The sequence below is a fragment of the Rhodopseudomonas palustris genome, from assembly GCF_003031265.1.
Classification (GTDB): Bacteria; Pseudomonadota; Alphaproteobacteria; order Rhizobiales; family Xanthobacteraceae; genus Rhodopseudomonas; species Rhodopseudomonas palustris_H.
This window is the reverse complement of the sequence record NZ_CP019966.1, coordinates 2,015,604-2,028,489: the sequence shown is the minus strand read 5'-3', so window position 1 is coordinate 2,028,489 and position 12,886 is coordinate 2,015,604. Positions and strand designations below refer to the sequence as shown.

General features: G+C 65.4%; 13 protein-coding genes. 6 read left to right on the top strand and 7 right to left on the bottom strand.

The features are described 5' to 3' along the window. Positions 1-69: 69 nt before the first annotated feature. The gene (locus RPPS3_RS09340) at positions 70-1,044 is read left to right on the top strand and encodes a DUF2336 domain-containing protein (RefSeq protein ID WP_107343828.1); all 975 of its coding nucleotides are present in this window, start codon (positions 70-72) and stop codon (positions 1,042-1,044) included. A gap of 128 nt (positions 1,045-1,172) precedes the next feature. Here RPPS3_RS09340 and RPPS3_RS09335 read toward each other — a convergent pair whose 3' ends face one another. The 3 genes from RPPS3_RS09335 to RPPS3_RS09325 form a co-directional block, all read right to left on the bottom strand. Next, on the bottom strand, positions 1,173-1,514 hold the full coding sequence (locus RPPS3_RS09335) for a DUF1491 family protein (RefSeq protein WP_107343827.1): 342 nt from the start codon (positions 1,512-1,514) through the stop codon (positions 1,173-1,175). Between the two features lie 142 nt (positions 1,515-1,656). After that, positions 1,657-2,457 (bottom strand): peptidoglycan-binding domain-containing protein, encoded by an 801-nt coding sequence (locus RPPS3_RS09330; protein WP_199852202.1) that lies wholly within the window; start codon positions 2,455-2,457, stop codon positions 1,657-1,659. Continuing rightward, positions 2,450-4,279: a PAS domain-containing sensor histidine kinase gene (locus RPPS3_RS09325; RefSeq protein ID WP_107343825.1), complete on the bottom strand. Its 1,830-nt coding sequence runs from the start codon at positions 4,277-4,279 to the stop codon at positions 2,450-2,452. The genes RPPS3_RS09330 and RPPS3_RS09325 overlap by 8 nt, the downstream gene beginning before the upstream one ends. Before the next feature lie 406 nt (positions 4,280-4,685). On the opposite strand from RPPS3_RS09325, the gene RPPS3_RS09320 reads away from it, so the two are divergent. Together RPPS3_RS09320 and RPPS3_RS09315 are read left to right on the top strand one after the other, a co-directional pair. Then, entirely contained in the window at positions 4,686-5,108 is a 423-nt protein-coding gene (locus tag RPPS3_RS09320) for a DUF5330 domain-containing protein (protein ID WP_107343824.1), read from the top strand. 115 nt (positions 5,109-5,223) lie between these two features. Then, the gene (locus RPPS3_RS09315; protein WP_107343823.1) at positions 5,224-5,652 is read left to right on the top strand and encodes a SufE family protein; all 429 of its coding nucleotides are present in this window, start codon (positions 5,224-5,226) and stop codon (positions 5,650-5,652) included. Between the two features lie 27 nt (positions 5,653-5,679). Here the strand turns inward: RPPS3_RS09315 and RPPS3_RS09310 are convergent, their stop codons facing one another. Both RPPS3_RS09310 and RPPS3_RS09305 read right to left on the bottom strand, forming a co-directional pair. After that, on the bottom strand, positions 5,680-6,291 hold the full coding sequence (locus RPPS3_RS09310) for a DUF6456 domain-containing protein (protein ID WP_107343822.1): 612 nt from the start codon (positions 6,289-6,291) through the stop codon (positions 5,680-5,682). A 121-nt stretch (positions 6,292-6,412) separates the two neighbouring features. Beyond that, positions 6,413-7,045, bottom strand: a complete 633-nt coding sequence (locus tag RPPS3_RS09305) for a TetR/AcrR family transcriptional regulator (RefSeq protein WP_107343821.1) — start codon at positions 7,043-7,045, stop codon at positions 6,413-6,415. An 81-nt stretch (positions 7,046-7,126) separates the two neighbouring features. On the opposite strand from RPPS3_RS09305, the gene RPPS3_RS09300 reads away from it, so the two are divergent. Beyond that, positions 7,127-7,867 carry a 3-oxoacyl-ACP reductase family protein gene (locus tag RPPS3_RS09300; protein WP_107346524.1) on the top strand — a complete coding sequence of 247 codons (741 nt, stop codon included), beginning with the start codon at positions 7,127-7,129 and terminating at the stop codon, positions 7,865-7,867. A 7-nt stretch (positions 7,868-7,874) separates the two neighbouring features. On the opposite strand, the gene RPPS3_RS09295 is transcribed toward RPPS3_RS09300, so the two are convergent. Further along, the gene (locus RPPS3_RS09295) at positions 7,875-8,291 is read right to left on the bottom strand and encodes a MucR family transcriptional regulator (protein ID WP_011157358.1); all 417 of its coding nucleotides are present in this window, start codon (positions 8,289-8,291) and stop codon (positions 7,875-7,877) included. A 186-nt stretch (positions 8,292-8,477) separates the two neighbouring features. Then, positions 8,478-9,356, bottom strand: coding sequence for a DUF2892 domain-containing protein (locus tag RPPS3_RS09290; RefSeq protein WP_107346523.1), 879 nt, complete (start codon positions 9,354-9,356; stop codon positions 8,478-8,480). A 266-nt stretch (positions 9,357-9,622) separates the two neighbouring features. Here RPPS3_RS09290 and RPPS3_RS09285 point away from each other — a divergent pair, with 266 nt between their 5' ends. Both RPPS3_RS09285 and RPPS3_RS09280 read left to right on the top strand, forming a co-directional pair. After that, positions 9,623-10,405 (top strand): class II aldolase/adducin family protein, encoded by a 783-nt coding sequence (locus tag RPPS3_RS09285; protein ID WP_107343820.1) that lies wholly within the window; start codon positions 9,623-9,625, stop codon positions 10,403-10,405. Between the two features lie 464 nt (positions 10,406-10,869). After that, entirely contained in the window at positions 10,870-12,867 is a 1,998-nt protein-coding gene (locus tag RPPS3_RS09280) for a methyl-accepting chemotaxis protein (RefSeq protein WP_107343819.1), read from the top strand. Positions 12,868-12,886 lie beyond the last annotated feature (19 nt).

The window sequence follows — 12,886 nt, the reverse complement described above, 5'->3', positions numbered from 1 at the left end:
CGTTGAGCTTAACTGGCTGTTAAAGCGGCGGGGCTAAGCTTCCGGTAACTCGTACCATTTTGCGCCGCCATGACAACGTTCACACCCTTTCCCGGATACGACGGGCTGATGTCGCTGTCGCGCCGCGAAGGCGTCGACATTCGCCCGACGCTGCTCAGGGTGCTGACCGATCTGTATGTGCAGAGCCCGTCGCACACTGACGAGGAAGAGCGGCAGTTCGTCGAGCTGACATCGCGGCTGATCGATGAGGTCGACGATGCGACCCGCGCGGTGGTACGCGCCCGGCTGTCGATCTATCCGCATACCCCGCGCGCGATCGCGCTGCGGCTGTCGCTATCGCCCTCAACCGATCAGCGCGTGCCTTTAGCCGCACCGATCCCCCCGGTTGATACCGCAGCTCCTGCGCGGCCGGCGCCGCGTATTCCGACCGAAGCCGAACAGCGCGCGTCCAGCCTGTCGATGCAGCCGGAAGACGCTGCGCAGCTGTCGGAGATGTTCTTCTCGGCGAGTTCGCAGGAGCGGACGCAGATCCTATACAATCTTGCCGAGACGCCACTGCGCCCGGCGGCGCGGATTCATCTGCCGCGGGCGATGCGGGCGATCGAAGTACTCCACATGGCGGCCTATGTGTCCGACGTCGAGAACTTCACCGCCGAACTCGGTGACGCACTGCTGCTCACGGCCCCGACGGCCGAGCGCGTCGTGTTCGATGAAGGCGGCGAAGCGCTCGCCTGCGCCCTGAAGGCACTGGGGATCAAGAGCCAAGTGTTCGAGCAGGTACTGATGTTCCTTGACCCGGTCAAAGGCTCGTCGGTCGAGTGGGTTTACCGGCTGTCGCGGCTGTACGATCGCTTGAGCGAACGCGCGGCGCTGATCATGCTGGCGGCTTGGCGCGGTGCCACCGTCGCTTCCACGCGCGCCAAGTATCGCGCGGCACTTTACGACGATGAACGGCAGCGCGCCCGCAGCGCAACGCCACAGGCCCGCCCTGCGGTCCAGCCTGGCGCCATTTGGACGCCACGCACCGGCACGACGCGCGGTTAGCGCGCTTCATTGGAAGTCGTTTAGTTCGTAATACTCGTCATGGCCGGCGGTACCGCGGCCATCCACGGCTTCTCCCAACACGTGGATGCCAAGGCCGAGCCCGGCATGACGCGGCAGAACAGCGCCGATTACTTCGCCAGATCGAGAAAGTGCCGCCCGGCGCGATCTTCGGTTTCGACGATCCAGACGTCGGGATCGAACCGGATTTCCTTGGCGAGACGCGCCTCGACGTCGGCTTCGGGTTGGGGCGCCTGCGACGCCGGCACGAACACACGCTCGAATGGGCGCTCGTCGTCGTATGCGGTCTGTGGCGCCGGAACGTACAGCATCGCTTGTCCGTCCAAGGTCGCGACCTTGACGAACACCGCTCCCGCGTCCTCGGCCCCACGCCGGCGCACCGCGCCGAACACGCCCTCGGTCTGGCAGCGCCGCAAGTAAGCCGACACCCAAATCGCACTCTTCAGTCTCATGGGGTGGCTTGTAGAGGATTTTGGGATTGGCGCAAATCGGAAGCGGTGATCGCCCGTCAGAGACGTCGAGGCCTACGTCCACCCAAAATCAAGAGAAGCGACAGCGGTGTCTTTCGGGCAGACGGCCGCTGTCGACTTAGCACTAGTCGATCGGATGGCCGATCATCAGTCCAAGCTCGCGGACGACGCGGTCGGAGATCTGCCCCGTGACCGGCAGGTTGCGCGAGCGTTCGAAGCGAGCGATGGCGGCTTGGGTGTCGGAGCCAGCGGTGCCGGTCGGCTTGAGCTGGCCATAGCCATATTGCGTCAGCGCGCGCTGCACCGAAGCGACACGGCGGGACGACGGAGCGGCGGCCTCGCTAGCACCACTCGGGATCGCAGCCGGCGGCCGCGGCGCATTGACCGACGAGGCAGCGCTATGCGGCGCGGTGGCGCGCACCAGATTGCCGAGCGGATCTTCGGCTTCGGCACGGCCGCGCACCGGACGCGCGTCCGGCCGACGCGTGTCAGCGGCCTTCGCCTCGACGGGGCGCACCTCGACCGGCCGCGCCTCCACCGGCTTGGCGGCTTCGACCGGCCTGGACTCGACCTTGGTTTCGGACGGCTTCAGCTCGGTCACGGTCGGTTCGAGCAGCTTCTGATCGAGCACCTTGGTGTCGGCACGCGCCTCGGCGTCGACCGGGCGCGGACGCGGCAACGTGACGATCGAAACCGACGCCGACGGCGCCGCCTTGCCGAACATCGGCGATGGGTGCTGGCCGGCCTGCATGAAGATCGCATTGGTCACGATCGCGATCACTGCGGCCGAGGCGAACATCGCCGCGACGAAATCCTTCGGGCTCGACAGCATCAGCCGCATCGCAAATCCACGCTCCTCGCTGTCCGCAACGGCTGCCGCCGCACCGCGACGCCGCGGTGCATCGTCCTTTCGCGTCTTAGGCACTCTTCTTCACCTGGTAGTCTGTCGCCGGCGAGTCTGCCGGCATCGCCGGGTTCAACGTCGTCACGTTGCTCGCTGCCGGCAATGCCAACGGCAGCGACACCGTAACGGTGGTACCGCAATCGATCTGGCTCTGCACCTCGATCTCGCCGCCGTGCATCCGCACCAAGCTCTTGACGATCGACAGCCCGAGGCCGGTGCCCTCGTGGCGGCGCTGATAGGTCTTTCCAGCCTGGAAGAACGGATCGCCGAGGCGCTTCAGATCTTCTTCGGCAATGCCGACGCCGGTATCGGTAACGCGCAGCACCAGCCGGGTGCCTTCGACCGCGGCCGAGACGGTGACGGTGCCGCCCCGCTCGGTGAACTTGATCGCATTCGATACCAGGTTGAGCAGGATCTGCTTGAACGCCCGCGGATCGCCAACGACCTCCGGCAGGTTTTCCGGCGCGCGGGTGACGAGATCGATCCCGCTGTCGCGCGCCTTCAGCGCTAGCAGATTGCAGCAGTTGAGCAGTGCGGGGCGCGGCGCGAACGGCTCAGGCACGATCTCGAACGAGCCGGACTCCATCTTCGACATGTCGAGGATGCCATTGACCACCGACAACAGATGCTGACCGGAATCGTTGATGAGCTGCGCGTATTCCTTGCGCCGCTCCGGGCCGAGCATCAGCACGTCGTCCTGCAGGATCATGTCGGAAAAACCGATGATCGCGTTCAGCGGCGTCCGCAGCTCGTGGCTCATGGTGGCAAGGAAGCGGCTCTTGGCGGCATCGGCGCGATCGGCTTCGGCGCGCGCTTCGTCGAGCGCCTGCTCGTGGATCTTGCGCTCGGTAATGTCGCGCATCACCGCGACGACTTCGGTCTCGCCTGCGTTGGCGGCGGTCGTGGTGAGGCTCGGCTCAAGCGGCCGGCAGCGCATCTCGACCCAGACGAATTCAGCGGCCGACGGTCGGCCGCGCTCGTCGCGCGCGACCTCGCGGCGAATGCGGAATTCGACGCTGCCGGTCTCGCGGCCGCGCGCCGCATCGGACATGGCTTTCAAGTAAGCCGGACGGTCGGCGACGTGAACGCGATCGAACAGACCATGCTCGGCAAGCCGGGCCACCGGCGTGCCAAGCAGATTCTCGGCCGCCGGCGAAATGAAGCGCACCGCGCCGTTACGATTGTGACGCGAGATGACATCGCTCATGTTACGGGCGAGCAGCCGGTAGCGCTCTTCCTCGACATTCAGCAGTGCGCCGTTGGTTCGCGCCAGCCACACCGCACCGTAAGCAAGGCCGGAGGCGTACAGCGCCGCCGAGGTGATACCGAACGCAGCGAGCGTCGCGCTCGACGCGGCACCGGCGGTTTGCACCGGCAAAAGGCCAAACAAGCCGAGCCCGATCAGCACCGCCGCGCCGCCGAGCGCCAGCGACGCCGCGAACATCACGGCGCGACGCGAAGCCGACAGCGCCGCTTCGATCGGGATCACCACCAGCCACACGGCTGCGAAAGATTGAATGCCGCCGGTCAGCGCGGCGACGCCGATCACCAGCGCAGTCAGCGCCAGCGACGACAGAAAGTGTGCCTGCTCGTAGCGCCCAGTGCGCGACAGGAACCACGCCACCAGAATAGGCGCAATCAGCCACGCAAACGCAGCTGCCTCGAGCGCCGTCGGAGCGCCACGCAAAACCAGATACAGTGGAAAGGCCGCGAAGGCGGCGAGGCTTCCGAGCAGACGCGGCGCAAGGAACGCACGATGCCGTGCAGTCGTCAGCGCGTCATAGCGCGCCGACGGATGCAGCAATGCATCGAGACATTCACCGATGATCCTGGATACTGCCACGCTTCTCGCGCTCGCTGGTCGCCTCGTAACGGGAGGCATTGTGGCGCCTCACGTGTGGTTGGCCGAACCTGTCAGAGCGACATTAAACGAACACTAAGGCGACCGCAGACGATGGCGTTCGGCCGCTTCTCCGCGCGTCGGCGCACCGCATTCAACCCGAATGGTGAACGCATGGTTTCAGCGACCGCCGCGATATGGTTTCGAATTGGTGGACGCAAACAGCGTGCGCGGTGAGAAAGCGTGCAACGTCAATCGAATATTTACGCCGAATCGGCTCGGCGGTGTTTTCAGCCGATTTCACTCGAATTGTAAGTAACCGATCCACTCCGAATTCATTGACCTTCGCTACGACGGAGCTCGATTGCGAGACCAATCGCAACGGGGATTTGGACGACGGGGTCGCGAGATGTTCTTTCTGCTTCGCTTGGCATTTTGGATCGGAGTGGTCCTGGTGTTTCTGCCGCGCGAGTCGACACCGGATTCGGAGAAGCTGCCGCAGATCGGCGCCTCGGAGGCGGTATCTGCAGCGAGCGCCGCGGTGTCGGACTTCAGTCAATTCTGCAAGCGCCAGCCGGCGGCTTGCGAAGTCGGCGAACAGGCCGCGACGGTGATCGGCCATCGCGCGCAGGAAGGCGCGCGCAAGCTGTATCAGATCATCACCGAGAAGCGTGGCGAACCGACCGGTGCCATCGGCGCCGCCGATGCGCCCGATCCGTCGCTCGCGCCGCGCGACACGCTGACGGCGGAAGATCTTAAAATCGAGTGGAAGCTGCCCGGCGCCGAAACCGCATCGACCGATGCGGTCGCAAAGCCCACTGCCACCAATTAGGGCAATTCACGACCATCGGAGCAGGCGATTCTCGCTTTCGACCGCCTGCGAACCCATATATCTGTCGGTACAGGTTCCATCGCGAGCGAACCGCTACCGACAGATACGGGTCACGATGACGATTGACGAGATCAGGGACAATTTCGCGCTACTCGACGAGTGGGACGACCGCTATCGGTACGTGATCGAACTCGGCCGCATGCTCGAGCCGATGCCCGAGGACGAACACTCCTCCGCCAACAAGGTGCAAGGCTGTGCCAGCCAAGTGTGGCTGTCGCGCAAGCTGTCGCATAACGCCAACGGCGAGCCGGTGCTGAGCTATCTCGGCGACAGCGACGCGCACATCGTCCGTGGTCTGATCGCGATCCTGCTGACGCTGGTGTCGGGCCATACGCCGAAGGAGATCCTGGCGACGGAACCGATCGCGGTGTTCGACGAACTGGGCTTTCGCGAACATCTGACGCCGCAGCGTTCCAACGGTCTGCGTTCGATGATCGAGCGGATCAAGGCCGACGCTCGCGAGACCCTCGCCGCCTCGACCTGACGGACCGCTGGCGGCTGATCCGCCGCCTCACGGCACCACGAAAGCGGCATCGTCCGCCAGCCAGCTTCGCAGCCGCGGCTTGGCCTGTGCCGTCCGCGGTGCAAGGCCGTAATGCCTTGCCAGCCGGTCCAGCGCGAGCTGCAGTACCACCTTGGCTGAGCGCGACGGCCAGCCTCGTTCGCGCTCGACGTCCTCGAGCCCGCGCAGAAAGCAACAAACGTCGAGCAGAATGCCGGAGAACTCCGGCCCGCAGGCTTCCAGCGCCAGCTGCACGCGCTGCCGCGCCGCCACCACCAGATCGGTCATCTCCCCGGCCCCGCCGCCGCCCGAGCGCCCCGTGGGCGCCCCCCAGCTCGATGTGATGCGAGGTGTCAGGTTGCCGCGCGTGAAGTCGGCGCGCAGCCGCTCGCCGGCGACGAACTGCTCGGCGCTGATCAGCGCCCGCCCATCCCGCCCCTTGCGGCGGGCCAGCCACGCCAGCGGGCTTTCGCTGTCGTCCATGGTGACGCGCCCTAGCCCCTCGGCCGTCATGATGTCGCGCTCGGTGAGATCCAGATGACTGGCACGAAAGCCGTCGACTTCGGCCCTGCCCTGCGCGTGTGGTGTGGTGGACTTCCGTCCGCGACGTTTGGCCTGCATCTCGGTCCGACCTTTCCTAGAGCCCCATCTAGGAAAATATTCACATATCGAGACCGACGCCGCAAGGCCATCGAGCACGCAGGATCGGATTTTTTTCCTCAGCCGACAACCCGTGCGGTGATCATGCGCCCCAGCGCGCCATAGCATGGCGGGCCGCCGCCGCCAGCTCGGCACGGCTGGCACCGTCGCGGGCCAGGATCGACATGCCGGCCTGGACGGCCTGATAGAACCGGGCAACCGCATGGATGTCGGACGACGCCGGCAACTCTCCCGCCGCAACGGCCTCGCTCAAGCGCGCTTCGAGGCGCTGCAGCGTGACTGCACGGGCGCTGCGCACCATCTCGCCGAGTTCGGCGTGTCCTTCGCTGCCCACGGCCGACAACGTGACCATGCAGCCGGGCGGATGATCGTCAGGCGCCCCGGTCAGCGCGGAAGCGGAGTCGAGCAGAAAAGCCTCCAACGCCTCGCGCGCGGTCCGCGCAGTGTGGAACCGGCCCCAGACCAGTTGCTCGTAATTGGCCTCGTAATGTCGCAGCGCTTCGGCGTAGAGCGCCTCCTTGGAGCCGAATGCTGCGTAAAGGCTTGGCGCTCCGATTCCCATCGCCTCGGTCAGATCGGCGATCGAGGTCGCCTCATAACCCTTGATCCAGAACAGCCGGGTCGCCTCCGCCAGCGCGCGCTCCCGATCGAATGCCCGCGGCCTTCCGCGTGGCCGTGCGGGGCGATCGTCCAAGGGCGGATCTGATTTCTGCATTAATCGCTATATAAATTGCTTGCCGACCTCCGGCAATTCGCCTACGAATTATATATCGATTACTACAAAAAAGAGGATGACATGGTTGAGCTGACGGGTAAGCGGGCGCTGATCACCGGAGCCTCGCGCGGCATTGGCGCGGCAATTGCGAAGGAACTGGCCGCCAACGGCGCGGACGTCGCCATCACCTATGAGCGCTCAGCCGAACGTGCCGCCGAGGTCGTGCGCGTGATCGAGGGCGAAGGACGTCGCGGCTTCGCGCTTCAGGCGGACAGCGCTGATCCGGCGGCCTTGAAGTCCGCAGTCGATGAGGCCGTTACCAAGCTCGGCGGCCTCGACATCCTGGTCAACAATGCAGGTATCGGCCGCGTCGGTCCGATCACCGAGCTCAGCCTTGCCGACATCAATGCGCTGCTGAACGTCAACGTGCGCGCAGTGGTGCTCGCGTCGCAAGCCACGATCCCTCACCTCGGACAGGGCGGACGGATCATTTCGATCGGTTCGACCCTCGCCGAGCGGGTGCCGTTCCCCGGCTCGACCGTTTACGCGATGACCAAGTCGGCGCTGCACGCGTTCACGCGGGGCCTGTCGCGCGAGCTCGGGCCGCAGGGCGTCACCGTCAATCTGGTACAGCCTGGATCGATCGACACCGACATGAACCCGGCGAGTGGCGAACAGGCCGACCAGCTCCGCGCCCTGACGGCGCTCGGGCGCTACGGCAAGCCCGAGGAAATCGCCGCCGTGGTCGCGTTCCTGGCCAGTCCGGCCGCAGCCCTGATCACCGGCGCGATGATCACCGCGGACGCCGGCTTCTCGGCTTGATTCAGAATTACTTCCGCCGGCGGCGCTGCTGGCCGAGCCCCATCTTCTTGGCCAGTTGCGAGCGCTCCACCGCGTAGTTCGGTGCGACCATCGGGTAGTCCGCGGGAAGTCCCCACTTCTCGCGGTACTGCTCCGGCGTCATCTTGTACTGCGTACGCAAATGCCGCTTCAGCGACTTGAAGCGTTTGCCGTCTTCCAGACAGATCAGATATTCCGGCGTCACCGACTTCTTCACCGGAACGGCCGGCTTGGCCGGCTCCTGCGGCGCCACCTCGGGGCGACCGGCCGACAGCCGCTGCAGCGCGGCGTGGACCTGACCGATCAGCGCCGGGATCTCGCTCGCCTGGGTCGCATTGTTGCTGACATAAGCCGAGACGATCGACGCGGTCAGCTCGATGTAGCTCTTGCCTGGGGTGTCACTCATCGGCCGTCCTTCGTCATCGGTTCGAAACGCGCCGCGCGGCAGGCCGCGGGCGCGTTGGTCAAATTGTCGGGATACTCGGTGGTATTTTGCAGATCGCCGCCCCGCGGCGAATCTAACCTTGCCAATACCGAAGTCTATTTAGGGTGGTGCAGTCCAGCAAGGTAGACCAACAGACGAACCTGCGCCTTAGCTGCGCTGTTCGAGATGCTCGCGCAGTTCATCGATCGACTCGAACCGCATCATGCCTTCCGGCATCTGCGCCTCGATCGAACCGTCGGAATACAGCGAATACGCCATGCCATCGACCACGCCGGATTTCAGCACGGTGACCTGCTGCATCTCCTCACTGCGCGGAGCCGGCGTCGGCTCCAGCAGGCCGGACCGTTCCGGCGGCGACGGCGTCTCGTCACCAGCCGCCGCTGCGGACCGCTTGCGCGGCCAGGCATCCTCGAAATTGCGTGCTGAGCCTCCCAACAGGTCGCCGGACGGCGCCTCGCCGCCGGCCTGGGCCGCGCGCTCCCGCTCGCGGCGGGACGAGGCGAACAACAAATTGCGCCGCTTCGGCGGCGTCTGCTCGTCCTCGGGCTCGGGCGACGACGTGTCGAGCGGCGCAGAAGGCGGTGGCGGTGGTGGCTTGATCTCGAGCGGCGCCGCAGCCCGCTGGCGCAGCCGGTCGCGCGCTGCGGCCTCCTCCTGCCAGGGCATCACGCCTGCGGGCTCGGCAGCGGGCGAGAGCGGCTGAGGCGGCGCGGACGGCTCCGACCGGTCGCCGGGGAACAGGGCATCACTGTCGGCGCCCGCAGCCGGCGGTTGGGGAAACGCGGTCCGCTCCGGAGCCCGGGTGACGCTGGTCTCGATGTCCTCGGTGCCGAGGCCGGCGCCGATCGACCGCAGCTCACGGATCACCGCCGACAGGCCGAGCAGCAGCGCGCCAGTGCAGAAGCCGATCACGCCGGACAGGATCAACGTGTTGCCGAAGCTGAATTCCTTGACCGGGACGCCGACGATGATCGACGCCGCTCCGGCCAGCAGGAAGACGATGCCGGCGACCAGAAGCAATATCATGCTGTACTCCACTCCGGGGCGGAGCGCCTCGGTAGCCCGCGTTACGATAGCGTCATCCGTCCTAGATCGGCAATCGCCTCAGGCCTTTGCGAACAACTTGTTGGCGCCGCGGTTGCGGACCCTGCCGCTTTCCCGGCGGGATTGGGGCACCGCCCCGCCACATGCCTGCTGCGCTCCGGTCGGCGCTTGCTGCAAGACATTCGCAGCACTAGGCTTCCGCCAAGTCAACGCGCCGGGCAACGGCGCCCACACCGAAGAGGAAGCGCATGTCCCCAGCCGAAGCCGCACGCCTGAGAGAAGTCCCCTCCGACATGACCGAGGCCGAGTGGGAGCAGCGGGTCAACCTCGCCGCCTGTTATCGCCTGGTCGCGCTGTACGGCTGGGACGATCTGGTCGACACCCACATTTCGGCCCGGGTGCCCGGCCCCGAGCATCACTTCCTGATCAATCCCTACGGGCTGATGTTCGACGAGATCACCGCCTCGAGCCTGGTGAAGGTCGATCTCGACGGCAACCAGCTCACCGAGAGCCCGTACAAGATCAACCCGGCCGGCTTCACCATCCATTCGGCGATCCATGAGGTCCGCGAGGACGCCGGCTGCGTCATCCACCTGCACACCCCGGACGGCACCGCGGTGGCGAGCTGCATGGACGGCCTGCTGCCGATCAACCAGACCGCGCATTTCGTCACCGGCGACCTCGCCTATCACGACTATGAAGGCGTCGCGCTCGATCACGACGAGCGGCCCCGGCTGCAGCGCGATCTCGGCGACAAGAACCACATGCTGCTGCGCAATCATGGCACGCTGACCGTGGGCCGCACTGTCGCCTCCGCGTTCGAGCGGATGTATCATCTCGAGCGCTCCTGCACGATGCAGGTCCGCACCAAGATGCTCGGCCCGACGGCGTACCCGCTCGAGCAGATGGTGATCGACAAGAACCACGGCCTGATCGCCAATCGCGACGCGATGGAGCTGCGCTCCACCAAGCTGGTGTGGCCGCCGCTGCTGCGCAAACTCGACCGCATCGATCCGAGCTATCGGAGCTGAGCGGGCCAACGCTGTCATCGCCAGCGCAGCGAAGCGATCCAGAGGCTCAGCACACCGAGCTGATTGCTTCGTCGCTTCGCTCCTCGCAATGACGGCTGAACTCGCGGTTGAAATCTGCAAAGGCGATGCTATCCTCTCCGCATCACCCTCTACGCTATTGGAATTCAAACGCCGCCCAATTCCGGGCGGCGTTTTTGCGTCGGCACGCGGCCTTCGGCCGCCGACATCGATTTGTGACGTAATTATTACGCCGCGATTTTCATCACCACCATCGCGCTCATCAACGCCGCGCCGCGCGCGCAAGTAATCGCTCCCCGAAAGATATCTCTGCTTCTGAAAATTCCACCTCGTAGATTTACCGAATGTTGGTCTCTGCCGTCCATGGGTGCGCCGCCGCCAACTAACAGATGGCGACTCGCGAACAAAATAACCTTCGCAAAACTGTCACCAACCTCGGTCACCCGATGCGTCAGTTGTATTCCGCTTCGAAACACGTTCTGAAATCTCCGTTCAACCGCATCAAGATCGGTCTCCGCTTCAAGATCGCAGTGCTCGGTTTGATCGGCGTAGCCCTGGTCGGCTCCGCCTGCCTGCTCGGGCTGAGAGAGGCAGCCGAGGCGGAGCGCAGATCGGAAGCCAGCGTGGCGCTGCGCTTTGACGTCATGCAGCTGTCGGCCGACTACCTGCAGGCGGGATTGATCGCCAACGAATTCCTGCGCACGTCGGACGACAAGCTGATCGCAAAGCACGAGGCGGTCGCGACGGCGGCCAAACACCGGCTGCAGGACATCGAGCAGAGGCTCGGCCGAACCGACAGCGACGCGGCGGCGAAGCAATCGACGGCACTGCTTACGGGCCTCAATCTCTATCTCACCCGTTTCCAGAATCTGCTGTCGGCCAAACGCGTGCTCGGTCTCACCGAGCAGGACGGATTGCAGGGCAAGCTGCGGGAAGCGACCAGGCGGCTCGAAGCAAAGCTGGCTGAGATCGACGATCCCCGCCTGTCGGTGCTGATGCTGACGATGCGTCGCCTGGAGAAGGATTTCATCCAGAAGGGCCGCGAGAAGGACGGGGACGATCTGATCGAACGCGCCTCCGATTTCGCTGGCGCGCTGGCCAAGAGCGATCTTGCCGCCGACCAGAAGAAGGAGCTGACGACGCTGATCGGCGGCTACAAATCGAGCTTCCTCGCTTTCATGGTCAGCCAACAGAGTCTGAACGAAGAGATCGAAGACTTCGGTTCGGTGTTCGCCCGCACCCGGCCGACGCTGGACGCGCTGATGACGAGCGCAGAGGCGCGCTATCGGGCTTCCCAATCGAGCGCGGCCCAAGTCCGAAAACTGCTCAACTGGATCATCGGCGGCGTCACCTTGGGCGTGGCGACACTCGCTCGCCTGGTCGGTCAACGCATCGCCGGCTCGGTGACGCGGACTACCGCGGCCATGCAGCGGCTCGCCGCTGGGGATTTCGACGCGGTGCTGCCGGGACTGGAGCGGCGCGACGAGATCGGCGAGATGGCGCGCGCCGTCGAAGCCTTCAAGGCAGCGTCGCAGCGCGCCGCGCGCGAAGAGGCTGAAGCTAAGATCGCGCAGCAGCAGATCGAGGCCGAGCGCCGCAGGGACGGCATGCACAAGCTCGCCGACGGCTTCGAGGTCGCGGTCGGCAAGGTAATCGAAACCGTGTTTCTGGCGTCGAGCTCGCTTGAGTCATCGGCGGGCTCGCTCACCCACACCGCCGAGACGTCACGCCAGCTCACGATTGCGACAGCGTCGGTCTCGTCCGAGGTGAGCGCCTGTGTCGGCACAGTTGCGGCGTCGGCCGAGCAACTCCTCGCCTCGGTCGACGACATCGGCCGGCGGATCGAGGAGTCGACGACGATGACGGCCGCAGCCGTGCGGCAAACACGGCAAACCAGCGAGCACGTGCTGCAGCTCGCACGCGCCGGCGATCGCATCGGCGATATCGTCGGGATGATCCAGACCATCGCCCGCCAGACCAATCTGCTCGCCCTGAACGCCACCATCGAAGCCGCACGGGCTGGCGACGCGGGGCGCGGCTTCGCCGTGGTCGCCTTCGAAGTCAAAGACCTTGCCGAGCAGACCGCCAAGGCGACGCACGATATTCAGCGGCAGGTCGTGGATATCCAGCAAGCGACACGTTCGTCGGCCGGCTCGATCGACCAGATCGTCGGCCTGATCGAACGGGTCTCGGAAACGATCGCGACCATTTCGGCCGCGATCGAGACGCAGGGCCTGGAGACGCGGACCATGTCGGACCACGTGGCGAAAGCTGCGAGCGAGACCGTCCATGTCGCGACCAGCATCGAACAGGTGCAGCGCGGCGCCGAACATGTCGAAAGCGCCTCGCGCGAAGTGTTCGCTGCGGCGCAGTCGCTGGCGAACGACAGCAACGTGCTGCGGCGGGAAGTCGCCGACTTCCTAGGCTCGGTACGTTCGGCCTAGGCGCCGGCGGCCGCGAGCG

Coding starts and splice junctions, on each gene's coding strand:
- RPPS3_RS09340 (WP_107343828.1), top strand. CDS start 70: ATGACAACGTTCACACCCTTTCCCGGATACGACGGGCTGATGTCGCTG.
- RPPS3_RS09335 (WP_107343827.1), bottom strand. CDS start 1,514: ATGAGACTGAAGAGTGCGATTTGGGTGTCGGCTTACTTGCGGCGCTGC.
- RPPS3_RS09320 (WP_107343824.1), top strand. CDS start 4,686: ATGTTCTTTCTGCTTCGCTTGGCATTTTGGATCGGAGTGGTCCTGGTG.
- RPPS3_RS09315 (WP_107343823.1), top strand. CDS start 5,224: ATGACGATTGACGAGATCAGGGACAATTTCGCGCTACTCGACGAGTGG.
- RPPS3_RS09310 (WP_107343822.1), bottom strand. CDS start 6,291: ATGCAGGCCAAACGTCGCGGACGGAAGTCCACCACACCACACGCGCAG.
- RPPS3_RS09305 (WP_107343821.1), bottom strand. CDS start 7,045: ATGCAGAAATCAGATCCGCCCTTGGACGATCGCCCCGCACGGCCACGC.
- RPPS3_RS09300 (WP_107346524.1), top strand. CDS start 7,127: ATGGTTGAGCTGACGGGTAAGCGGGCGCTGATCACCGGAGCCTCGCGC.
- RPPS3_RS09295 (WP_011157358.1), bottom strand. CDS start 8,291: ATGAGTGACACCCCAGGCAAGAGCTACATCGAGCTGACCGCGTCGATC.
- RPPS3_RS09290 (WP_107346523.1), bottom strand. CDS start 9,356: ATGATATTGCTTCTGGTCGCCGGCATCGTCTTCCTGCTGGCCGGAGCG.
- RPPS3_RS09285 (WP_107343820.1), top strand. CDS start 9,623: ATGTCCCCAGCCGAAGCCGCACGCCTGAGAGAAGTCCCCTCCGACATG.
- RPPS3_RS09280 (WP_107343819.1), top strand. CDS start 10,870: ATGCGTCAGTTGTATTCCGCTTCGAAACACGTTCTGAAATCTCCGTTC.